19 protein-coding genes are annotated in these 21,647 nt (G+C 66.8%); 13 read left to right on the top strand and 6 right to left on the bottom strand.

Features of this window, described 5'->3' with window-relative positions; translation table 11 throughout:
• The first annotated feature begins 170 nt into the window (after positions 1–170).
• The 13 genes from I8N54_RS04650 to I8N54_RS04590 all read left to right on the top strand — a co-directional run bounded on the left by I8N54_RS04650 (position 171) and on the right by I8N54_RS04590 (position 17,016).
• Positions 171–1,571, top strand: coding sequence for an ABC transporter substrate-binding protein (locus tag I8N54_RS04650; protein ID WP_140193679.1), 1,401 nt, complete (start codon positions 171–173; stop codon positions 1,569–1,571).
• A 22-nt stretch (positions 1,572–1,593) separates the two neighbouring features.
• The gene (locus I8N54_RS04645) at positions 1,594–2,526 is read left to right on the top strand and encodes a carbohydrate ABC transporter permease (RefSeq protein ID WP_140193680.1); all 933 of its coding nucleotides are present in this window, start codon (positions 1,594–1,596) and stop codon (positions 2,524–2,526) included.
• Positions 2,523–3,377 (top strand): carbohydrate ABC transporter permease, encoded by an 855-nt coding sequence (locus I8N54_RS04640; RefSeq protein ID WP_140193681.1) that lies wholly within the window; start codon positions 2,523–2,525, stop codon positions 3,375–3,377. Before I8N54_RS04645 ends, I8N54_RS04640 begins: the two co-directional genes overlap by 4 nt.
• Positions 3,378–3,394: 17 nt before the next feature.
• Positions 3,395–4,861 (top strand): sulfatase family protein, encoded by a 1,467-nt coding sequence (locus I8N54_RS04635; RefSeq protein ID WP_140193682.1) that lies wholly within the window; start codon positions 3,395–3,397, stop codon positions 4,859–4,861.
• Between the two features lie 9 nt (positions 4,862–4,870).
• On the top strand, positions 4,871–5,887 hold the full coding sequence (locus I8N54_RS04630) for an ABC transporter ATP-binding protein (protein WP_140193683.1): 1,017 nt from the start codon (positions 4,871–4,873) through the stop codon (positions 5,885–5,887).
• A 40-nt stretch (positions 5,888–5,927) separates the two neighbouring features.
• The gene (locus I8N54_RS04625; RefSeq protein ID WP_140193684.1) at positions 5,928–7,772 is read left to right on the top strand and encodes a glycoside hydrolase family 2 protein; all 1,845 of its coding nucleotides are present in this window, start codon (positions 5,928–5,930) and stop codon (positions 7,770–7,772) included.
• A gap of 426 nt (positions 7,773–8,198) precedes the next feature.
• Positions 8,199–9,437, top strand: a complete 1,239-nt coding sequence (locus I8N54_RS04620) for a lytic murein transglycosylase (RefSeq protein WP_231592479.1) — start codon at positions 8,199–8,201, stop codon at positions 9,435–9,437.
• 62 nt (positions 9,438–9,499) lie between these two features.
• Positions 9,500–10,570, top strand: coding sequence for a LacI family DNA-binding transcriptional regulator (locus I8N54_RS04615; RefSeq protein WP_140193686.1), 1,071 nt, complete (start codon positions 9,500–9,502; stop codon positions 10,568–10,570).
• Positions 10,571–10,660: 90 nt separating this feature from the next.
• A complete protein-coding gene (locus I8N54_RS04610; RefSeq protein WP_140193687.1) occupies positions 10,661–11,926 on the top strand; it encodes an ABC transporter substrate-binding protein in 1,266 nt (421 codons plus the stop codon).
• Between the two features lie 67 nt (positions 11,927–11,993).
• Positions 11,994–12,875 (top strand): carbohydrate ABC transporter permease, encoded by an 882-nt coding sequence (locus tag I8N54_RS04605; RefSeq protein ID WP_140193688.1) that lies wholly within the window; start codon positions 11,994–11,996, stop codon positions 12,873–12,875.
• The gene (locus I8N54_RS04600; protein WP_140193689.1) at positions 12,872–13,744 is read left to right on the top strand and encodes a carbohydrate ABC transporter permease; all 873 of its coding nucleotides are present in this window, start codon (positions 12,872–12,874) and stop codon (positions 13,742–13,744) included. The genes I8N54_RS04605 and I8N54_RS04600 overlap by 4 nt, the downstream gene beginning before the upstream one ends.
• Positions 13,745–13,753: 9 nt before the next feature.
• The gene (locus tag I8N54_RS04595) at positions 13,754–15,952 is read left to right on the top strand and encodes a glycoside hydrolase family 2 protein (protein WP_140193690.1); all 2,199 of its coding nucleotides are present in this window, start codon (positions 13,754–13,756) and stop codon (positions 15,950–15,952) included.
• Positions 15,949–17,016, top strand: a complete 1,068-nt coding sequence (locus tag I8N54_RS04590; RefSeq protein ID WP_140193691.1) for an ABC transporter ATP-binding protein — start codon at positions 15,949–15,951, stop codon at positions 17,014–17,016. The genes I8N54_RS04595 and I8N54_RS04590 overlap by 4 nt, the downstream gene beginning before the upstream one ends.
• Before the next feature lie 46 nt (positions 17,017–17,062).
• On the opposite strand, the gene I8N54_RS04585 is transcribed toward I8N54_RS04590, so the two are convergent.
• Genes I8N54_RS04585 through I8N54_RS04560 form a run of 6 tightly spaced genes read right to left on the bottom strand, consistent with a single transcriptional unit; the run spans position 17,063 to position 21,397 of the window.
• Positions 17,063–18,208 (bottom strand): alpha-D-ribose 1-methylphosphonate 5-triphosphate diphosphatase, encoded by a 1,146-nt coding sequence (locus tag I8N54_RS04585; protein WP_140193692.1) that lies wholly within the window; start codon positions 18,206–18,208, stop codon positions 17,063–17,065.
• Positions 18,205–18,759, bottom strand: coding sequence for a phosphonate metabolism protein/1,5-bisphosphokinase (PRPP-forming) PhnN (gene phnN, locus I8N54_RS04580; protein ID WP_140193693.1), 555 nt, complete (start codon positions 18,757–18,759; stop codon positions 18,205–18,207). The genes I8N54_RS04585 and phnN overlap by 4 nt, the downstream gene beginning before the upstream one ends.
• Positions 18,756–19,436, bottom strand: coding sequence for a phosphonate C-P lyase system protein PhnL (gene phnL, locus I8N54_RS04575; protein ID WP_140193694.1), 681 nt, complete (start codon positions 19,434–19,436; stop codon positions 18,756–18,758). Before phnL ends, phnN begins: the two co-directional genes overlap by 4 nt.
• 8 nt (positions 19,437–19,444) lie before the next feature.
• Positions 19,445–20,224, bottom strand: a complete 780-nt coding sequence (gene phnK / locus I8N54_RS04570) for a phosphonate C-P lyase system protein PhnK (protein WP_140193695.1) — start codon at positions 20,222–20,224, stop codon at positions 19,445–19,447.
• Positions 20,221–21,042 carry an alpha-D-ribose 1-methylphosphonate 5-phosphate C-P-lyase PhnJ gene (locus I8N54_RS04565; protein WP_140193696.1) on the bottom strand — a complete coding sequence of 274 codons (822 nt, stop codon included), beginning with the start codon at positions 21,040–21,042 and terminating at the stop codon, positions 20,221–20,223. Before I8N54_RS04565 ends, phnK begins: the two co-directional genes overlap by 4 nt.
• A gap of 10 nt (positions 21,043–21,052) precedes the next feature.
• The gene (locus I8N54_RS04560; protein ID WP_140193697.1) at positions 21,053–21,397 is read right to left on the bottom strand and encodes an endonuclease domain-containing protein; all 345 of its coding nucleotides are present in this window, start codon (positions 21,395–21,397) and stop codon (positions 21,053–21,055) included.
• Positions 21,398–21,647: the final 250 nt, after the last annotated feature.

The following is a 21,647-nucleotide window of genomic DNA, read 5'->3' as shown; positions in this document are numbered from 1 at the left end:
CCCGGTGATAAAGAAAAAACTGACCTAAAGCCAGAACCGTCGGCCAAACCAACGAAATTTCCAGTTTCAACAGCGATCTAGGCCGGAAACTGCTCCGCCATCGAAGCTGTCTGTTGACTTGTAGTAATAAATAACCCGATCCTGCCAGCGAGGAAAGGGAGGAGAACAACATGCGTAATTCAACGATTCTACGGCCCGACCGCCGTGGCTTCCTGTCGGGGCTCGCGGCCGCCGGCATCGTCGCTTCGGGTCGTCCGGCCTTCGCCCAGGGGTCCGGGCCGATCACCTGGTGGGACCACTTCTCGCCGCTCGCGCCGCTGCTCGAGTCGCTCTGGTCCGAGGACGGCGCCGAGGTCGAACATTCGGTGATGAACCCGGCCGACATGATGCAGTCGCTGCAACTGGCCTTCCGCAGCGAGGAAGCTCCCGACGTGATGTCGATGCCGACCTCGCTCGCCGTCATCAGCCAGGTGCAGAACAACGGCTGGTTCGCCCCGATCGGCGACCAGGTCACGCTCGACAAGCCGTTCCAGCAGGAGGTGCTGTTCGACGGTCTGACGAACTGGGGCGGAGAGCTCTATTCCTTCCCGATCTTCTCGTTCCGGTGGCACACCTCCGCGCTCTGGTACATGAAGGACGCCGCCGAAGCCGCGGGCTACGACGGTGCGCCCGGCAAGGACTGGGAGGCGATCCGCGACTTCGCCCGCGCGACGACGGAAGGATCGACCTACGGCCTCCTGCTGCCGCTGCAATTCACCGGTCGTATGGAAGACATGGTCGTCAACCTGTCCCAGATGATCGGCGGCAAGGGCGAGATCGACTGGGCCACCGGCGACTACAACTTCACCTCGCCCGAGTTCGCCGAGACGATCGCGCAGCTTCTGGCGTTCCAGTCGGACGGCTCTCTTCACCCCGCGTCGGGCTCGCTCGACGCGCGGCAGGGCCGCACGCGCTGGGCCTCTGGCGAGGCGGTGATGTTCTTCGACGGGCCATGGAACAGCGGCGTGCTTGCCAACAGCATGTCCGACGTGCTGCCGATGGTGGACGTGGTCGCAAACCCGATCGGCAACGGTTCGGTCCATCAGGGCCCCGCCCCCGGCACCTTCTTCGTTTCCGCCCAGTCCGACCAGCAGGAGGCCGCGGCCGCGCTGCTGTCCCTGCTGACGACGGACGAGTTCTACGTCGCGCTCGCCGAGCGGATGGACCAGCCGCCGCTGAACCTCGACGCGGTAGCACAGGCGGACGTCGATCCGACCTACACCAAGGTGATCGACGGCTTCGCCAAGTCCGTCCGCCTCGCGCCGGAACCGGTGATCCGCAACCCCGACATCGGCCGCGTCTACGCCGAGATGCGGGACGTGACGCCGACGCTGGGCGAGATCGTGCAGGGCGCCTTCGCCGGGGCCTTCGACGATCCCGCGCCGATGCTCCAGCAATACAACGACCAGATAATGGCCGAGCGCGACCGCGCCATCGAGAAGGTCAACAGCGAGGGCGGTAGCGTCAGCGTGGACGACTGGGTCTTCGACAGCTGGACGCCCGGCGAAGACTTCACCGCCGACCGCTACTGAGACCAAAGACGAGAGCGACCCTATGCGCAGGTTCTCAGAGGCGCCGGCGGCCCGTCCGCTCGGCAAACGGCTCTGGGGGGACAGGTGGATCTACCTGTTCCTCCTGCCGACGACGACGTTCGTCGCGGCCTATTCCGTCTGGCCGGTGCTCGCCGGCATCTATTTCTCGATGCTGGACTGGAGCGGCTTCGAAGCCTCCGGCCAGTTCGTCGGCTTCGAGAACTACCGCGAGCTCTGGAACGACAACCTCTACCGCAACGCCCTGAAGAACACCTTCGTCTTCATGGTGCTGGCGGTGCCCCTGCGGGTCGCTCTCGCATTGTTCGTCGCGTTGATCCTGAACTCTGCCCTGCCCTTCAGCCGGGTGTTCCGGACCGCGATCTTCCTGCCCGTCGTGTCGACGGCAGCGATCCTCGGCGTGGTGATGCGCTTCATCCTCGACCCGACGCGGGGGCCGGTGAACCTCGTGTTGCTGCAGACCGGGCTGATCGACCAGCCGGTGAACTTCCTCGGCACCACTGGACTCGCACTCTATACCGCGATCGTCATCTGGGTCTGGAAGTGGCTCGGCATCACGCTGATCTACTGGATGGCGGCGCTCCAGACCATTCCGCAGGACCTCTACGAGGCCGCCCGCATCGACGGCGCGGGGGCATGGGCGCGGTTCCGCGACATCACCTTTCCGCTTCTGATGCCCTTCACGATCATCATCACGCTCATCACGCTGGTGGAGGCGACCAACGTCTTCGACCTGCTGCTGACACTGACCAACGGCGGACCGTTCTACTCGTCCGAGGTGATCGACATCTTCGTCTACCGGCAGGCCTTCGCGGCGAACGTGCCGCGGCTCGGCTATGCCTCCGCCGCGGCGCTGTCCTTCGGGGTCTGCATCATCGGCCTCGCCCTGCTCAACATGATCGTGCGGCGCGGCCTGCGCGGACGGAGGTCCGAATGAGACGCGCCGCTGGCCCCACCCGCTTCAGCCGCCGCGCGTGGACGGTGCTTGGCATCGTGATCCTCACGCTGATCTGCGCGCTCTGGATCTACCCGTTCCTGTGGCTCGCCTCCGCCTCGCTGAAGTCGCCGCTCGAGATCTTCTCCAAGGGCCTCAACCTCGTTCCCGACGCGCTGAACTGGCAGAACTACCAGCGCGCGTGGGGTACGGCGGGCTTCGGCATCTACCTGTTGAACACGGCGCTCATCACCGTCGGGACTGTGGCCCTGGTGATCTTCCACACCTCGCTCTCGGGCTACGTGCTGGGCCGCTACGACTTCATCGGGCGGCGGTTCGTGATCGGCGTGATCGTCGGAACCTTCGTGATCCCGATCGGCATGGGCCTGATCCCCGTGGTCGACCTGACCCAGCGCATGGGCCTGCTCAATTCGCGCATCGGCGTGACGCTTGCGCTCGCCGGGAGCGGCCACGCCGCAGCGATCCTGCTCTACACCGGCTTTTTCCGGCAACTCCCGAAAGAGCTGGAGGAAGCGGCGATCATCGACGGCGCCGGCGTCTTCGAAGTCTTCCGCACGATCATGCTGCCGCTCGCCGGGCCCGTGACGGCCACCGTCGCGGTGCTGACGTTCCTCGCAGCGTGGAACAGCTTCCTGCTTCCGCTGGTGCTGACCTTCGGGTCGCCGGACAAGCGGACCCTCGCGGTCGGTATGCTCGCCTTCGTCGGCACGAACGAGACCGACTGGCCCGGCATGGCCGCCGCCGCAATGATCGCCCTGCTCCCCGTCATCACATTCTTCTTCTTCGTGCAGCGATACTTCGTCGAAGGTGTCGCCGGCGCGGTGAAATCCTGACCGATAGGACCTGACCCATGACCGACCGCCCCAACATCCTGTGGATCTGCACCGACCAGCAACGTTTCGACACGCTCGGCTGCTATGGCAACACGTTCGTCAAGACGCCGAACATCGACCGCCTCGCCGAAGAAGGCGTGCTCTTTGAGAACACTTACTCCCAGAGCCCTGTCTGCACGCCCTCGCGTGCCAGCTTCCTCACCGGGCGCTATCCGCGCACCACGCGCACCCGCCAGAACGGGCAGGACATCCCCGAGGACGAACGGCTGATCTCCCGCCTGCTCGCCGACGGCGGTTACACCTGCGGACTGTCCGGCAAGCTGCACCTGTCCGCCTGCCACCCGTCGGTCGCGCCCGACCACGAACGACGGATCGACGACGGCTACGCTGCCTTCCACTGGTCGCACCACCCGGTGCCGCTGATGAAGCGCGGCGCGACGGGCAACAACTGGGCGACGAACGAGTACGACCTCTGGCTGCGCGAACGCGGCAAGGGCGTCACCTCCACCCCGGTGGAAGAGGGCAGCCACGTCACATACGGCATGCCCGAGGAGGACCACCAGACAACCTGGTGCGCGCAGAAGGCGATCACCTTCATCGAGGCGCACGAGGAGCTCGACCGGCCCTGGATGTTCTCGGTCAACATCTTCGACCCGCACCACCCGTTCGATCCGCCCGAGGAGTACCTGAAACCCTACCTCGACCGGCTCGACGAGATCGAACTGCCGAACTACGAGGACGGCGAACTCGAGACGAAGACGCTGCTGCAGAAGCTCGACCACGCCGGCGCCTACGGCGGACGCGCCGGGTTCGATTATGACAAGATGACCGAGCGGGAGCACAAGCTGGTCCGCGCCGCCTACTGGGCGATGTGCGACCTGATCGACTCGCAGGTCGGCCGCATGCTGGAGGCGCTCGACCGCACCGGGCAACGCGATGATACCATTGTCATTTTCATGTCCGACCACGGCGAGATGCTGGGCGACCACGGCATCTATCTGAAAGGTCCCTACTTCTACGAGGAAGCGGTGCACGTGCCGCTCATCATTTCCGGCCCCGGGTTCCAAAAGGGAAAGCGGGTGAAAGGGCTGGCGGAGCTGATCGACCTCGCCCCCACGCTGCTCGAGGCTGCCGGCCTGCCGATCTACGAGGGAATGCAGGGGCAGTCGATCCTGCCCCAGCTGACCACCGACGCAGAGTCCGACAAGCAGGACGTCTACTGCGAATATTACAACGCGATGCCGTGGCACCCGGCCGACGTGAACCCGCAGGCGACGATGGTCTTCGACGGGCGCTACAAGATCTCGCTGTACCACACCGACGGCGAGGTGGAGCTCTACGACCTCGAGACCGACCCGAAGGAGCGCACCAACATCTGGCACGATACGGGCAACGACGCGCTCAAAGTGAAGCTGCTCCAGAGGGTCTGTGACCGGATGGCTTGGACCGTAGACCCCCTCCCCGTCCGCCGCGCGGAATTCTGAGGCGAACCGATGTCAGAGCTCGAGATCAACAGTCTCCGCAAGAACTTCGGCGCGCTCGAGGTGCTGAGCGACATCAATCTCTCGATCCGGTCGGGCGAGTTCGTGGTCTTCGTCGGGCCGTCGGGCTGCGGCAAGTCCACCCTTCTGCGCTGCATCTCCGGGCTGGAGCCGATCACCTCCGGCACCATCAGCATCGACGGCCGCGTGGTGAACGAGGTCTCGCCCTCGGAGCGGGGCATCGCGATGGTGTTCCAGTCCTACGCGCTTTATCCCCACATGACGGTGGCGGAGAACATGGGCTACTCGCTCAAGCTCGCCCGCCTTCCCCGCGAGGAAATCCGCCGGAAGGTGGAGGAAACGGCGGCCAAGCTGCAGCTGACGGACTACCTCGACCGCAAGCCGAAGGCGCTGTCGGGCGGCCAGCGCCAGCGCGTCGCCATCGGGCGGTCGATCGTGCGCGACCCGAAGGTCTTCCTGTTCGACGAACCGCTGTCGAACCTCGACGCCGCGCTGCGGGTGCAGATGCGCATGGAGATCGGCCAGCTCAAGAAGACGCTGCCCGACACCACCATGATTTACGTCACCCACGACCAGGTCGAGGCGATGACCATGGCCGACCGCATCGTTGTCCTGAAGGACGGCGAGGTCATGCAGGTCGGCACGCCGATGGAGCTCTACGAGACGCCCGCCTCGCTGTTCGTCGCGCAATTCATCGGCTCGCCCAAGATGAACCTGATGACCGGCGAGCGGGCGAAGGCCTACGGTGTGCCCCATGTCGGTGTCCGTCCCGAACATATGGAAGTCGTGGAAAACGGCCCATGGGGCGGCGAAGTGATCTATGCCGAGAACCTCGGCTCCGATACCTATGTCTATGTCGACGCGGGCGAAGAGGACCCGACCATCGTGCGGAGCCAGGGAAAGCGGACCTTCACGCCCGGCGAGCGGATCGCGCTCCGGCCGGAAGAAGGGGCCTTGCACAGGTTCGACGAAACGGGCAACCCGGTGATAAGCCAATCGGCCGTTTGACCCCCTAAGCCATAACCAAAACACATCACGAGGATTCACGATGACCGACGCAAGCGCGGCCGCCCTCCATCCCCATCCCCGAATGTACCGTCCCCGGTGGACCGACCTCTGCGGCACCTGGGACTTTGCACACGACGACGCCAACGAAGGCCTCGACGCCGGCTGGAGCGCGGGCGACACCGCCTTTGATCGCAAGATCACGGTGCCCTATCCGCCCGAGTCCAAGGCATCCGGCCTGTCCGAGACGGGCTTCCACCCGGTGCTCTGGTATCGCCGCACCTTCGAGACGCCCGAGATGGCTGACGGCGAGCGGCTCATCCTGCGCTTCGGGGCGGTCGACTACCGCGCCCGCGTCTGGGTGAACGGCGCGCTGGTCGCGACGCACGAGGGCGGCCACACGCCGTTCGAGGCCGACATCACCCCCGCCCTCACCGGCTCCGGTGCGCAGACGATCGTCGTCCGCGCCGAGGACCCGCCGGAGGACAACCGCATCCCGCGCGGCAAGCAGGACTGGGAAGAGGACGCCCACGGCATCTGGTACAACCGGACCTCCGGAATCTGGCAGCCGGTCTGGCTGACCGTGGTGCCCGCGCTCCACATGACCGACCTGCACCTCGTCCCCTCGATCACCGAGGCGAAAGTGCGCTGCGAGCTGCGTCTCTCCGCACTGCCGGCCTCGCCGGTTCCGGTGACCGTGCGGATCAGCCACGAGGGCAAGTTGCTGGCCGAGCAGACGGTGACCGTCTCCGAGCGCGAGGCCGAGTTCGACGTGGCGATCCCGATCCTGCGCCACAGCACCGCGCGCTCGCCCCTGCTCTGGTCGCCGCATTCGCCGACGCTGATCGATGCCACGGTGGAACTGGGCGGGGAGAGCGGCGACACGCTCGACACGTACCTCGGCTTCCGCTCCGTCGGCACCGATCACGGCCGCTTCCTGCTGAACGAACACCCGGTGTTCCTGCGCATGGTACTTGGCCAGAACTACTGGCCCGACAGCCACCTGTCCGCGTCCGGCGATGAGCTGAAGCGCGAGGTGGAGCTCATCAAGGAGCTCGGCTTCAACGGCGTGCGCATCCACCAGAAGATCGAGGACCCCCGGTTCCTCTACTGGTGCGACCGCCTGGGCGTGATGGTCTGGGAAGAAATGCCGAGCCACTACGTCTTCGCCAACTCCGCCATCGAGCGGCTGACGCGCGAATGGACCGAAGCCATCCGCCGCGACAAGGGTCATCCCTGCATCGTCGCCTGGGTGCCCTTCAACGAAAGCTGGGGCATCACTGACATGGCCGAGCAGCCGGCGCAGGCGTCCTACGCCCGCGGGCTCTATCACCTGACCAAGGCCATCGACCCGAGCCGTCCCGCCGTGTCGAACGACGGCTGGGAGCTGGTCGAGACGGATATCGTCTCCGTCCACGACTACGCTCCGACCGGCGACGGGCTGCGCAAGCGCTACAATGACCCGGACGCTCTGGCCGAGGTGCTGAAGGGCTTCGGCGCACCGGGCCGTCGGATGCTGCTCGACGATCCCGAGGCCGGTGGCCGGCCGGTCATGCTGACCGAGTTCGGTGGGCTCAGCTTCACGCCGAAAGAGGGCGATCACTGGGTCGGCTACGCGACGGTGCCCGACGAGGCTGCCTTCGAGGCGCGTCTCGACGACTATTTCGACGCGATCTCCGAGACGCCGTACCTGATGGGCTACTGCTATACTCAGCTCACCGACACGATGCAGGAGGTGAACGGCCTGCTGACCGAGACGCGCGAGCCGAAGCTGCCGATGGAAACGCTCCGTCACATCCTGACCAAGCCCGCCGCCGCGATCCCGGGCGAGGAAGTGGATGCCGAGCGCCGCCGGGCGCTGGCGCGGACGCGCGGCGAAGAAGAGTGACGACTGGGGGCGGCGTGTTTCGCCGCCCCCTCACCCTGCCCTCTCCCCCAAGGGGAGAGGGTTCCGGCGCGCTGGTTGAAGCCTATCTCGTAGGGTGCGCGCTCGATGCGCACGCTTGTCCGCTGTCCCCTCACCCTGCCCTCTCCCCCAGGGGGAGAGGGTTTTGGCGCGCTGGTTGAAGCGTATCACGTAGGGTGCGCGCTCGATGCGCACCCTTGCGCGCCGTCCCCTCACCCTACCCTCTCCCCTAGGGGGAGAGGGTCTGGCACACTGATTGAAGCGTATCACGTAGGGTGCGCGCTCGATGCGCACCCCCTTCTGCGCGCCGCCCACCGCACACCGCCCTTGCCAAACGTCATCGCGATTTGGGTTCCTGGCAGCGCGCCGCTATGCTGCCCGCGACGCCACCCCAGCCGGAGCCCCAGCTTGCCCCTACGCGCCCTGCTCATCGCCCTGTCGATCCTGATCGCCTTACCCGCAACCGCGCAGGACCGCGCGGCGGTCGAACGGCAATTCAAGGGTTGGCTTGAACAGACAATCTGGCCGCGCGCCCGCGGCGAGGGCATCTCCCGCGCGACCTTCGATGCGGCGTTCGAGGGCGTCACGCTCGACTGGGACCTGCCCGACCTGGTTCCGCCGGGCAGCGCCACCAGCGTGCCCGAGCGTCAGAGCCAGGCGGAATTCGGCTCTCCCGGCGCCTATTTCGGGCGTGGCACGCTGGACTGGTCGACCAGCGTCGGGCGCGAGATGGCGAGCCGCCATGCACAGGCGCTCGCCGCCGCCGAGCGGGCGACCGGCGTGCCTGGCCGCATCGTGCTCGCGATCTGGGGCCGGGAGAGCGGCTACGGACGGGTCGACATCCCGCATGACGCCTTCCGCGTGCTTGGCACGAAAGGCTTCATGAGCACCCGCGCGCCATACTTCACGGATGAGCTGATCGCCGCCCTGCGCATCGCCGAGGCCGGTCATGCCGACCCGCGCACGATGCGCAGTTCCTGGGCCGGGGCGCTCGGCCAGCCACAGTTCATGCCGTCGAGCTTCCTGCGCTTCGCGGCGGACGGCAGCGGCGACGGACGCGCCGACATCTGGACCTCGGAGGCGGATACCATCGCCTCGATCGCCAGTTTCCTTGCCCGGCACGGCTGGGTCGCGGGCCGCGACTGGGGGTTCGAAGTGACCGTACCGGGGTCCGTCTCCTGCACGCTCGAAGGTCCCGATCAGGGCCGCCCCATCAGCGCCTGGGAGCAGATGGGCATCACGCGCGTCTCCGGCCGTCCGTTCCCCGAGGCGGAGCGCCCGTTGCAGGGCTTCCTGCTCATGCCCGCCGGGCGTCATGGGCCGGCCTTCATCGTGACGCCGAACTTCTACGTCCTGAAGGACTACAACATGAGCGACCTCTACGCCCTGTTCGTAGGCCATGTCGGGGACCGGATCGACTATGGCGTCGGCGACTTCTCGGCCGGATGGAGCGCGGTCGGCGGGCTGATGCGCTCCGACGTTGCTGCCATGCAGCGCGCGCTTGAAGGGATGGGGCACGATGTCGGCGGTGCCGACGGGCTTGCCGGGTTCAAGACCCGCCGCTCGATCGGGCGCTGGCAGGAAGCGACCGGCCAGCCGGCAACCTGTTTCCCGGACGCCGCGATGCGCGGGCAGCTCGGCAACTGAAGACGGTCCGTCCCGTCGCGGCCAATTGCCGGAACGGGAAGGCTGTGCGAATAAGATGCCCCATGGCTGAGGTCACTCGAATTCCGGCGCGCCGTCCGACGGTGACGCTCAAGCAGATTGCGGACCGCGTCGGCGTGTCCTCGGCAACCGTGTCGCGCGTGCTGAACTTCGACAACACGCTCTCGGTCGGCGAGGCCACGCGCCAGACCATCATCGAGACCGCCGAGGCGATGAATTACGCCCCGCCCCGTCGCCGCCGCAAGAGCGCCGAGCCGAAGGGCCGCGTCGCGCTGCTGCACTTCCTGCGACCGCAGGAGGAGCTGGTGGATCCCTACTACGTCGCCCTGCGGCTCGGGATTGAGGCGCGTTGCGCGGCGCTGCACCAGGAACCGGCGAAGCTCTACCAGACCGACGAGCTGCCCGAGGCGTCGGTGCTGAAGGGCGTGCCGGGCCTGATCGCGATCGGCTTCCACTCGCAGGAGATGATCGACTGGATCCTCAGGCACAACCGAAACGTGGTCTTCGCCGACTTCCGCCCCGACGACGATTCCGTGGACTGCGTGGACAGCGACCTCGAGGCGGCGACCGTGAAGCTGCTCGACGCGCTCGACGGGCTCGGCTACCGGCGCATCGCGGTCGCGGGGTGGAACTCCCGCCATGTCCCGGGCGCCGGTGAACCCGCGGAATTCCGGGTCCGGGCCTACGAGCGGTGGATGCGCGCCCGTGGCCGGTTCGACCCCCGGCTGATGGAAACGGGAAACAACACCGAGGAAAGCGGCCACCGCCTCGCGCAGCGCCTGCTCGCGCTCGATGACCGCCCCGACCTGATCGTCACCGGCAACGACAACATGGCCGTCGGGGCCTACCGCGCGATCGGCAGCGCCGGGCTGCGAATCCCCGACGACATCGCGGTGGCGAGCTTCAACGACATCTCGACCGCCCGCTTCATGTCGCCGCCCCTGACCACCGTGCGCCTGCCCGCCGAAGCGATCGGCGAGACGGCGGTGGATCTGCTGATGGAGCGCATAAGCGGCCGCCGCGATCTGGGAAAGCAGGTGCGGCTCGAAACGAAGATCGTCTGGCGTCGGAGCACCCGCAAACCGGGCGCCGATAGCAGCCAGTCGCGCGACTAGGTAAAATTTACTAAATTTGTTGCGGGGTGGAATTTGCCTCGCTACGCTCCTCTCCAGCCGACCCTGTCGGCGACACGTAGGGAGGAAATCATGAACAACCGTCACGCGCATTCGCGCGGCATTATCGCTGTCCTCGGGGGCAGTCTGCTGGCGGCAACTGCAGCCAGCGCGGACGACGTCACCGTCTGGGCCTGGGACCCGAACTTCAACGGCGCCGCGATGGAGCTCGCCGCCGAGCGCTACAAGGCCGACCATCCGGACTTCAATATGGTCTACGAGGAATTCGCCCGGGAGGAGATCGAGGCGAAACTCCAGACGCAGCTTGCCGCCGGCACCACCGAAGGCCTGCCCGACATCGTCCTGATCGAGGACTACTCGGCACAGAAGTTCCTTCTGTCGTTCCCCGGCGCGTTCGAGCCGCTGGGCGACACGCTCGATTACAGCCGCTTCGCCGACTACAAGGTCGAGCTCGCCACCGTGAACGGCGAGACCTACTCGGTGCCGTTCGACTCGGGCGTCTCGGGGCTCTTCTACCGCTCCGACATCCTCGAAGAAGCCGGCTTCGGCGAAGAGGATCTTCAGGACATCACCTGGAGCGAGTATGTCGAGATCGCCAAGGTCGTCGCGGAAGAGACCGGCATGCCGATGCTGACGATCGACTACAACGACACCGGCCTGTTCTCGCTGATGATGCAATCCGCGGGCGACTGGTTCTTCAACGAGGACGGCTCGCTCAACCTGGTCGGCAACGAGAACTTCCGTGCCGCGGTCGAGGCCTACACCGAGATCGTCCAGAACCCGGAAATCTACAAGACGATCAATGGCTGGTCGGAATACACTGGCGCCCTGACCGGCGGCGACGTCGCCTCGACCATCACCGGCGTCTGGATCACCGGCACCATCAAGGCTGCCGAGATGCCCGGCCAGTGGGCCGTCGCGCCGACTCCGCGCCTCGACATCGACAGCAGCATCAACGCCTCGAACCTCGGCGGGTCGAGCTGGTACGTCCTCGCCTCCTCCGACAACATGGAGGAAACCAAGGACTTCCTGTCGACGATCTGGGGCAACGACGTCGAGTTCTACCAGGAGATCCTGGTGAACCAGGGGGCCGTCGGCTCGCTGCTCGAAGTGCGTGAGGGCGAAGCCTACCAGTCCTCCGACGACTACTTCGGCGGTCAGCCCGTGTGGCAGATGTTCTCCGAATGGCTCGCCGAGATCCCCGGCGTGAACTACGGCATCTTCACCTACGAAGTGCGCTCGGCCATCACGTCCAACGTCCCGGCCATGGCCGACGGCGCCGACGTCGACACCGTGATCGAGAACATCGCCGCCGAGGCGGCCGTTCTGACGCAGTAACCTGCGACCGGGGCCCGCGCCGTCGCGCGCGGGCCCTTCGCTCACCGATTGCGGGGGAGGCACCGGCTTGGCCAAGACGAGACTGGGGCGCAACGAGAGCATCAACGGTTGGGGCTTCATCGCGCCCGCGCTGACGCTCATCGGGATTTTCATGATCTGGCCGATCCTGTGGTCGCTCTGGATGAGCTTCCAGACCGGGCGCGGCATGGCGCTGAGCTTCGGCGGGCTGTCCAACATCAAGCGGCTGGCGGCGGACCCGATCTTCCTCAAGGCGCTGACCAACACGCTGACCTACCTCGCCATCCAGGTGCCGGTGATGATCATGCTGGCGCTGGTCTTCGCGGTAATGCTGAATTCGCCCAAGCTGAAGGGCCGCGCCTTCTTCCGCACCGCGATCTTCCTGCCGAGCGTCACCGCGCTCGTCGCCTATTCCATCCTGTTCAAGTCGATGTTCGCCACCGACGGGCTTATGAACGAAGTCGTTCTCGGCCTCGGTCTCGTCGACAGCCCGATCCCGTGGCTGTCCGATCCCTTCTGGGCCAAGGTCGTCATCATCTCCGCGATCACATGGCGCTGGACCGGCTACAACATGATCTTCTACCTCGCCGCGCTCCAGAACGTGGACCGCTCGATCTACGAGGCCGCGAAGATCGACGGCGTGCCGGCTTATGCACAGTTCTTCCGGATCACGATCCCGATGTTGAAACCGGTGATCCTGTTCACCACGATCATCTCGACCATCGGCACGCTGCAATTGTTCGACGAGGTGCAGAACATCACGCAGGGCGGGCCGTCGAACGCGACGCTGACCCTCTCGCAGTACATCTACAACCTGACCTTTAAGTTCATGCCGAGCTTCGGCTACGCGGCCACGGTAAGCTACGTCATCGTGATCCTCGTTGCGCTGCTGAGCCTCGTGCAATTCTACGTCGCGAGGGACCGCAAATGACCGTCGCAGGCACCCCCATGCGCCGCACCGGCGCCCGCACCGCCACGCCCCGCCGCCCCGCGCCGGACCGGCTGAAGTCGATCGTCACCTACACGGTGCTGTCGATCGCGGCCTTCGTGTCGATCTTCCCGTTCTTCTGGATGATCGTGGGGACGACGAACTCCTCCATCGACATCCAGCAGGGCAAGGCGAGCTTCGGCACCTACTTCTGGCAGAACGTCACCACCCTATTCGACCAGGTGAACATCCTGCGGGTGCTGTTCAACTCGTTCTATATCTCGATCGTCGGCACCCTGCTGACGCTGCTCATCGCGTCGATGGCGGGCTACGCGTTCGAAATCTTCCGCTCCAAGGCGCGGGAACGCATCTTCGCCGTGCTGCTGCTGATGCTCTCGATCCCGTTCGCGGCGTTCATGGTGCCGCTGTTCATGATGATGTCGGGGGCCGGCCTCATCAACACGTACTGGGCGATCATCCTGCCGACCGTGGCGAACATCTTCGTCATCTTCTACTTCCGGCAGGCCACCAAGGCCTTCCCCCACGAACTGCGTGATGCCGCCAAAATCGACGGGCTGAAGGAGTGGCAGATCTTCCTGCGCGTCTACATGCCGGTGATGCAGTCGACCTACGCGGCGGCCACGATCATCGTGTTCATGCTGAACTGGAACAACTACCTCTGGCCGCTGATCGTCCTGCAGACCAACGACATGAAAACGATGGTGCTGACGATCTCGTCCCTGAACTCGGCCTACACGCCCGATTTCGGCGTCATCATGGTGGCCACGGTCATCACGACGCTGCCCACCCTCATCATCTTCTTCGTTCTCCAGCGGCTCTTCGTGCAGGGCATGCTGGGCTCCGTGAAATAAGGCTCGTACATGCGCTTCAAGACTGACTTCAACGACGGCTGGATCTTCGAGGGGAAAGAGGAGGTCCGCCTTCCCCACACCGCCGTAGACCTGCCCTTCAACTACCTCGACGAGACGAGCTACCAGCGCCCCTTCACCTACGAGAAGCGGTTCAAGAAATCGGCCGATTGGGACGGCAAGGAGGTCGCGGTCCACTTCGAAGGCGCGATGGCCAACGCCAAGGTCTCGTTGAACGGAGAAGAGCTGCTCACCCACCCCGACGGCTACACCCCGTTCGAGCTGCGCCTGACGGATCGGCTCACCGACGGTGAGAATGTCCTGACCGTCGTGATCGACGGCTCCGAGAACCCGGAGATCCCGCCCTTCGGCGGCCAGATCGACTACCTCACCTATGCCGGCATCTACCGCGACGTCTGGCTCAGGATCACGAGCCCCGTCGCTATCGGCCCGACCAAGATCGAGACGCCCGATGCGCTGGCCGATGCCAAGACGGTCACCGCCCGTGTCGAGCTCGACAACCCGCAGGGCCTGCCGCTCGACGGTACGCTGAAGGCGGAGCTGCTGGACGCCACCGGCGCCCCCGTGGCCGAAACACAGGCCGACGCCGCCGCGACGGTGAATCTGAATTTCGAACAGCTCACCGGGCTGGAGCTCTGGGACCTGCATCAGCCGACGCTCTACACGCTGCGCCTGACGCTGACGACGGGCGCGGGCGAGGACGTGACCGAGACGCGCTTCGGCTTCCGCACGGCGGAATTTACGACCGAGGGCTTCTTCCTCAACGGTCGCCACCTGAAGATCCGGGGCCTGAACCGGCACCAGTCCTTCCCCTACGCGGGCTATGCGCTCGGCAACGCGGCACAGCGGGCCGACGCCGACATCCTCAAGAACGACCTGCGGCTGAACCTCGTGCGGACCTCGCACTACCCGCAGTCCGTCGCCTTCCTCGACCGCTGCGACGAAATCGGCCTGCTGGTGTTCGAGGAAATCCCCGGCTGGCAGCACATCGGTGGCGAGGGCTGGAAGGCGGAGAGCGTCGAGAACGTCCGCCGGATGATCCGCCGCGACTGGAACCACCCGTCGATCATCCTCTGGGGCGTGCGGATCAACGAAAGCCCCGACGATCACGACTTCTACGTTGCGACCAACAAGGCCGCGCGCGAGCTCGACACCACGCGCCAGACCGGGGGCGTGCGCTGCCACACCGACAGCGAGTTCCTCGAAGACGTCTACACGATGAACGACTTCATCATGGGCGAGTTCGAAGTGAACGGAAACCGCACCCGCATGGGCCTGCGCTCCATTGCCGAGACGACCGGACTCGACCAGCCGGTTCCCTACCTCGTGACCGAGTTCAACGGCCACATGTACCCGACCAAGATATTCGACCAGGAACAGCGGCAGGCCGAGCACGTGACCCGCCACCTGGAGGTGCTGGATGCCGCCTACGGCGATCCGCAGGTTTCGGGCTGCATCGGCTGGTGCGCCTTCGACTACAACACCCACAAGGATTTCGGCTCGGGCGACCGCATCTGCTACCACGGCGTGATGGACATGTTCCGCGAGCCGAAGTTCGCGGCCCACGTCTATGCCAGCCAGGGCGATCCCGACGGCGGCGCGGTGCTGGAGCCGGTGACCTTCTGGAGCCGGGGCGAGCGTAACATCGGTGGCGTGCTGCCGCTGATCATCCTCACCAACTGCGACGAGATCGAGGTAGAGTTCGGCGGCTACAAGACCCGCATCAAGCCCGACCGCGAGCGCTTCCCCCACCTGCCCCACCCGCCGGTGATCGCCGACAAGCAGCACTTCGGCGGCGCGGGCGGCACCTGGGGCATGTCCTGGCTGACCGGCAAGCTCACCGGCTACGTCGACGGCAAGGCGGTGATGCACCGGGAGTTCGTGCCCGATCCCCTTCCGACCACGCTCGAGGTCGAGGCGGACGCGGACACCCTCGCGGTGCACGACGAAGTGCGCGTGATGATCCGCGCGCTCGACCAGGCGGGCAACAAGCTGCCCTTCTTCTTCGACCCGGTCGAGATCTCGCTCGACGGCCCCGCCAGACTGGTGGGCCCTGCCACGCCGCCGATGCGCGGCGGCAGCACGGGCGCCTGGATCAAGGCCACCGGTCCGGGCCAGATCACGCTCACCGTCACGCAGGCGGCGCTCGGCACGCAGACCATCACCCTGACAGCGGAGGACGTGCCATGAGCGGCGTCACCCTCAAGGACATCCGCAAGAGCTACGGCGCCTTCGAGGTCATCAAGGGCGTCGACCTCGACATCCGCTCCAAGGAGTTCGTGGTCTTCGTCGGCCCCTCCGGCTGCGGCAAGTCCACTCTGCTGCGGATGATCGCGGGACTGGAGGAGATCACCGGCGGCGAGCTGAAGATCGGCGACACGGTGATGAACGACGTCGACGCCTCCCGGCGCGGCATCGCGATGGTGTTCCAGTCCTACGCGCTCTACCCGCACATGACGGTCGAGGAAAACATGGGCTTCGCGCTGAAATATGCCGGAGTGAAGAAGGACGAGATCAAGCGCCAGGTGGGCGAGGCCGCCCGCATCCTCGAACTCGACAAGCTGATGGACCGCCGGCCCAAGGACCTCTCCGGCGGCCAGCGCCAGCGTGTCGCCATCGGGCGCGCGATCGTGCGCCACCCGGATGTCTTCCTGTTCGACGAGCCGCTGTCCAACCTCGATGCCGAACTGCGCGTACAGATGCGGATCGAGATCGCCCGGCTTCATTCCGAACTCCAGTCCACCATCATCTACGTCACCCACGACCAGGTCGAGGCGATGACCCTCGCCGACAAGATCGTCGTGCTGCGGGATGGCCGGATCGAGCAGGTCGGCACGCCGCTCGACCTCTACGACGACCCCGACAACATCTTCGTCGCGGGCTTCATCGGCAGCCCCCGGATGAACTTCCTGCCCGCCATCGTGCAGAACGGGCGCCTGGTCTTCGACGAACATGACGGCCAGTCCGTCGCGCCGCCGCCTCTGGCGACGAAGCTGTCGGACGGGATGGAAGTGACCGTCGGCCTGCGGCCGGAGCATTTCACGAAAGAGGGCGAAGGCGTGCTGGAGCTGACGGTCGAGATCGTCGAGAACCTCGGCGGCGAGACCTATGCCTATGCCCGGCAGGGCCAGTCCGGCGTTCTGACGATCGCGACGGGCGGGGCGCGGAACCTCCACAAGGGAGACACGCTCCGCGCGACGTATGACCCCGGAGACGCGCTGCTGTTCAGCCGCGACGGCGCGCGGTTGCGCTGAAGTCGATCCACAGTCTCAGGTGTTCGACCGCCGGAGAAGTCTGTTCTCAGGCGACCCGCCGGCCCGCCGACCAGACCGAGACCGGGCGCGCGATGTCACCGACCAGCCGCAACCGTACGAGGTCGGCCCGTTTGCCGCCGGCCAACTCTCCCCGGTCATCGAGCCCGACCGCCCGCGCCGGGGCGGAGGTCACCGTCGCCAGCGCCCCCGGCAGGTCCCCGGTCAGTTGCGCCAACATCATCGCGCCGGTCAGCAGCGCCGCCGGCACGTAGTCCGAGCTGAGAATGTCGAGCAGCCCCGCCTGCGCCAGCTCCGCCGCGGCCACGTTGCCCGAGTGCGAGCCGCCCCGCACGATGTTGGGCGCCCCCATCATCACCGCGATGCCTGCCGCGCGGCAGGCCTCCGCCGCGGCGAGCGTGGTCGGGAACTCCGCCACCCGCGCGCCCTGTCCGGCGCTCGCCATCACGTGCTCCGGCGTCGTATCGTCGTGGCTCGCCAGCGTTGCGCCGAGCCGCCCCGCCGCCGCGACTGCCGCCGCTTCGTGGACGGCCCCGACCTCCGCCTGCAAGTCGACCAGCCGGGCCGCGAAGCGCTCGAACATCGCTTCGTCCATCGCGTGCTTGCCCATCATGTACTGCCGGTACTTCGAGACATCCGCGAATTGCCGCTGCCCCGGCGTGTGATCCATGAGGCTGAGCAGCCCGACACGGTCATCCGGCCCGAAGCTTTCGAGCTCCTCGATCAGCGTATGCGAACAGACCTCCGCCCGCAGGTGAACGTGGTGCGAGATGCGCAGCGCCCCCGCCCGCCAGAGCGCCTGCAGCTCGGTGGCCAGACCCCTTGCATAGGCCGTTTCGCGCACGCCCTCCGCGTCACGCAGCGCACCGACCCGCAGCGCGTCGAACACGGTGGTGATCCCGCAGCCGGCCAGTTCCGCATCATGCGCGAGGATCGCGGCGTCGTGCGGCCAGGCCACCGCCGGTCGCGGCGACAGGTGCCGCTCGAGGTTGTCGGTATGCAGTTCGACCAGTCCCGGCGAGAGCAGGTCCCCTTCGCAGTCGGTCGCGCCGACGGGAACGCTACGCCCCTGCCCGACCTCGACGATCCGGTCGTCCCGCAGGACCAGCGACCCGGTCACGATCTCGTCCGCGAGGACGAGCCGCGCGTTGGCCAGTACCGTCTCACCGCTCATTGAACATGTCCTTCCGTCATTGCTCTCTCCAGCCCGTCGAGCGCGGCAGCCAAACTCCGCTCCAACGGGCCGCCGTTGTCGACCTCCACCAGCCGTAAGCCCTCGGGCAGCGGCGGCGCGGGGCGCGACAGGCGGGCCGCGATGTCCTCCGCTGTTTCCCGGCCCCGCGCGCCGAGGCGTTTGGCCAGCACGTCCGCCGGCGCCGTGACCGACAGCACGATCAGCGACGGCACCGTGGCGAGGGCGTCTTCAAGGATGCCACGAGAGAGGTTCGCGATGACCACGTCGCCCGCCCGCACCCGGGCCGGCACATCGGACGGTATGCCGTAGCAGAGCCCGTGCGCCTCCCACTGCAGGGCGAAGTTCCCAGCGGCTGCGCGCCGGTCGAATGTCGCCCGGCTCATCGGCTCGAACGGTTCGGTCTCGTCCGCCTCCCGCGTCACCGCGCGACGCACCACCTGCCAGCGGGGCCGCGCCTCGGCCAGCGCAGCGATCAGGCTGTCCTTGCCGACACCCGACGGCCCGACCACTCCGATCAGCCAGCCGCTCATGCCGCCTCCGGCGCGAAGACGGAGACGTCGACCTCGCGGTCGGCGATCGCCGACCGCGCCTCGGCATCGTGGAAGATGCCGACCAGCGCCGCGCCCCTGGCCTTCGCCTCCTGCATCATGGCAATCACAACCGCGCGATTCACCGGGTCGAGCGAGGCCGTCGGCTCATCCAGCAGCAGCACCGGGTAGGGATGGACGAAGCCGCGCGCGATGTTCACCCGCTGCTGCTCCCCACCCGAAAAGGTCGTGGGCGACAGCGACCAGAGCCGCTCCGGCAGGTTCAGCCGTCCGAGCAGGTCCGCCGCCTTGTCGCGCGCCTCCGCCTCGTCCGTGCCGAGCGTCAGCAGCGGTTCGGCCACCACGTCGAGCGCCGGCACCCTAGGGACGACCCGCAGGAACTGCGAGACGTAGCCCATCCGGTCCCGCCGCAGGGCAGAGACCTGGCGCGGCGACGCGGTCGCAAGGTCGAGCCCCGCGACTTCGATCATCCCCGCCCCCGGCGCGTAGTTGCCCTGGATCAACCGGAGCAGCGTGGACTTCCCCGACCCCGACGCGCCGGTCAGGGCGACGCATTCACCCGCCGCAACCAACAGCTGCGCGCCGCGCAGCACTGGGATGACCGCCCCGCCCTGCGCATGGAGCACGAAGTCTTTCGAGACATTGTCGACTCGGATCATCGCGTCCCTCATGTCGGCAGCACCGAGCTGACCAGCAGCTGGGTATATTCATGTTGCGGATCGTCGAGCACCCGGTCGGTCAGCCCCGCCTCGACGACGCTGCCGTGGCGCATCACCATCAACCGGTCGGCCAGCAGCCGCACCACGCCGATGTCGTGAGTGACGATCACGACCGCCAGCCCCATCCGCCGCACCAGCCCGCGCAACAGGTCCAGCAGCCGCGCCTGCACGCTGACGTCGAGCCCGCCCGTCGGCTCGTCCATCAGCACGAGCCGCGGCCCTGTGACGAGACCCCGCGCGATCTGCAACCGCTGCTGCATGCCCCCCGAGAAGGCCGTCGGACGGTCGTCGATCCGGGCCGCGTCGATCTCGACCCGGTCGAGCCAATCCTCCGCAGACTGCCGGATCTGCCCGTAATGCCGCGCCCCGCCCGCCATCAGCCGTTCGCCGACATTGCCGCCGGCCGAGACGTTCATCCGCAGACCGTCCCGCGCGTGCTGGTGAATGAAGGCCCAGTCGGTGCGCATCAGCCGCCGCCGCTCCGGCTCGGACAGCGCCAGCACGTCCCGCCCCTCATAGCCGATGATACCGGCGTCCGGCGCGAGGTGACCGGCGATGCAGGACAACAGCGTGGACTTGCCCGACCCGCTCTCACCCACGATGCCGAGCACTTCGCCCGGATAGACCTCCATGGCGATGTCCCGGCAGCCGGTCCGGCCACCGTAGGACTTCGTCAGCCCCCGCACCTGCAGCAGCGGGCTTTCTTCGGTCATGGCCAGGGCGGTCATTGGCGGCGCTCCATGCAGTAGTCGGTGTCCGAGCACTGGAACCGCCGGGTGCCACGGTCGTCGGCCACGATCTCGTCCAGGTAACTGTCCGTCGCCCCGCAGAGGGCGCAGGTCCCGTCGGCCCGCGACGCCTCGAACGGGTGATCCTCGAAATCGAGGCTCTCCACCCGGGTCCAGGGCGGCAGCGCGTAGATGCGCTGCTCCCGGCCAGCGCCGAACAGCTGGATCGCCGGGCTTTCGAGCTTGGGATTGTCGAAGCGCGGGATCGGCGAGGGGTCGAAGACATGCCGCCCGTTCACCAGCGCGGGGTAGGCGTAGGCGGTGGCGATGTTGCCATGGCGCGCGATGTCCTCGTAGAGCTTCACATGCATCAGCCCGTATTCCTCGAGCGCATGCATGCGCCGGGTCTCCGCCTCGCGCGGCTCCAGAAAGCGCAGCGGCTCGGGGATCGGCACCTGGTAGACGAGGATCTGGTCCTCGCTCAACGGCGTCTCGGGAATGCGGTGGCGCGTCTGGATCACCGTCGCATCCCGCGTGCGCGTCGTCGTCTCGACCTCTGCGACCTTCGCGAAGAACGAGCGGATCGAGACCGCGTTCGTCGTATCGTCGGCCCCCTGGTCGATGACCTTGAGCCGGTCCTCGGGCGTGAGGCAGGCCGCGGTGACCTGCACGCCGCCGGTGCCCCAGCCGTAGGGCATGGGCATCTCGCGGCTCGCGAAAGGCACCTGGTAGCCGGGAATCGCGAGCCCCTTGAGGATCGCACGCCGGATCATCTTCTTGGTTGCTTCATCGAGGTAGGCGAAGTTGTAGTCGGTCATGGCGCACCTCTCAGATCCGGGCGCGCGCGACCTCCGCGATACGGGTCAGCGCCGGGCCCGGATCGGGCAATATGTCGTTGTTCCAGAGCCGCAGCGTGGCGATCCCCTGCTGGCCGAGCCATGCGTCCCGCCACCCGTCCCGCGGCGTGCCGTGACCGCCCCCGTCCGCTTCGACCACCAACCGGGCCTCGGCACAGTAGAAATCCGCGATGAAGGGTCCGAGCGGCGTCTGTCGGCGGAACTTCAGCCCCAAGAGCCGACGGTTGCGGAGGTGATACCAGAGCAGGCGCTCCGCCGGCGTCATGTCCTGCCGCATTTGTCGCGCGCGCGAGGTTGAGAGGTCGGTCTGCCGCATCGCCCTCTTCTAGGGCGAGCCGGGTTTCGGAGTGATGAACGACCCCCTCACCCTGCCCTCTCCCCCGGGGGGAGAGGGTTCCGGCGCTCGGTTCGATACGGTCGCCCCGGCTGACCGTACCTACGCAAGCCGCGCGACATAGCCCTCTCCCCTTGGGGGAGAGGGTTGGGTGAGGGGCAGCACCCGCCCCCCAATCACCAAAGCGCAACAAAAGCCCCCTCCCCCCGGGGGAGAGGGTTGGGTGAGGGGC

Origin of the sequence: Pelagovum pacificum (genome assembly GCF_016134045.1) — a bacterium.
GTDB lineage: Bacteria > Pseudomonadota > Alphaproteobacteria > Rhodobacterales > Rhodobacteraceae > Oceanicola > Oceanicola pacificus_A.
This window is presented reverse-complemented; position numbering and strand designations above follow the sequence as displayed.

What these genes read in the sequence shown, in the direction of transcription:
- I8N54_RS04650 (WP_140193679.1), top strand. Translation starts at nt 171, where the DNA reads ATGCGTAATTCAACGATTCTACGGCCCGACCGCCGTGGCTTCCTGTCG.
- I8N54_RS04645 (WP_140193680.1), top strand. Translation starts at nt 1,594, where the DNA reads ATGCGCAGGTTCTCAGAGGCGCCGGCGGCCCGTCCGCTCGGCAAACGG.
- I8N54_RS04640 (WP_140193681.1), top strand. Translation starts at nt 2,523, where the DNA reads ATGAGACGCGCCGCTGGCCCCACCCGCTTCAGCCGCCGCGCGTGGACG.
- I8N54_RS04635 (WP_140193682.1), top strand. Translation starts at nt 3,395, where the DNA reads ATGACCGACCGCCCCAACATCCTGTGGATCTGCACCGACCAGCAACGT.
- I8N54_RS04630 (WP_140193683.1), top strand. Translation starts at nt 4,871, where the DNA reads ATGTCAGAGCTCGAGATCAACAGTCTCCGCAAGAACTTCGGCGCGCTC.
- I8N54_RS04625 (WP_140193684.1), top strand. Translation starts at nt 5,928, where the DNA reads ATGACCGACGCAAGCGCGGCCGCCCTCCATCCCCATCCCCGAATGTAC.
- I8N54_RS04615 (WP_140193686.1), top strand. Translation starts at nt 9,500, where the DNA reads ATGGCTGAGGTCACTCGAATTCCGGCGCGCCGTCCGACGGTGACGCTC.
- I8N54_RS04610 (WP_140193687.1), top strand. Translation starts at nt 10,661, where the DNA reads ATGAACAACCGTCACGCGCATTCGCGCGGCATTATCGCTGTCCTCGGG.
- I8N54_RS04600 (WP_140193689.1), top strand. Translation starts at nt 12,872, where the DNA reads ATGACCGTCGCAGGCACCCCCATGCGCCGCACCGGCGCCCGCACCGCC.
- I8N54_RS04595 (WP_140193690.1), top strand. Translation starts at nt 13,754, where the DNA reads ATGCGCTTCAAGACTGACTTCAACGACGGCTGGATCTTCGAGGGGAAA.
- I8N54_RS04590 (WP_140193691.1), top strand. Translation starts at nt 15,949, where the DNA reads ATGAGCGGCGTCACCCTCAAGGACATCCGCAAGAGCTACGGCGCCTTC.
- I8N54_RS04585 (WP_140193692.1), bottom strand. Translation starts at nt 18,208, where the DNA reads ATGAGCGGTGAGACGGTACTGGCCAACGCGCGGCTCGTCCTCGCGGAC.
- phnN (WP_140193693.1), bottom strand. Translation starts at nt 18,759, where the DNA reads ATGAGCGGCTGGCTGATCGGAGTGGTCGGGCCGTCGGGTGTCGGCAAG.
- phnL (WP_140193694.1), bottom strand. Translation starts at nt 19,436, where the DNA reads ATGATCCGAGTCGACAATGTCTCGAAAGACTTCGTGCTCCATGCGCAG.
- phnK (WP_140193695.1), bottom strand. Translation starts at nt 20,224, where the DNA reads ATGACCGCCCTGGCCATGACCGAAGAAAGCCCGCTGCTGCAGGTGCGG.
- I8N54_RS04565 (WP_140193696.1), bottom strand. Translation starts at nt 21,042, where the DNA reads ATGACCGACTACAACTTCGCCTACCTCGATGAAGCAACCAAGAAGATG.
- I8N54_RS04560 (WP_140193697.1), bottom strand. Translation starts at nt 21,397, where the DNA reads ATGCGGCAGACCGACCTCTCAACCTCGCGCGCGCGACAAATGCGGCAG.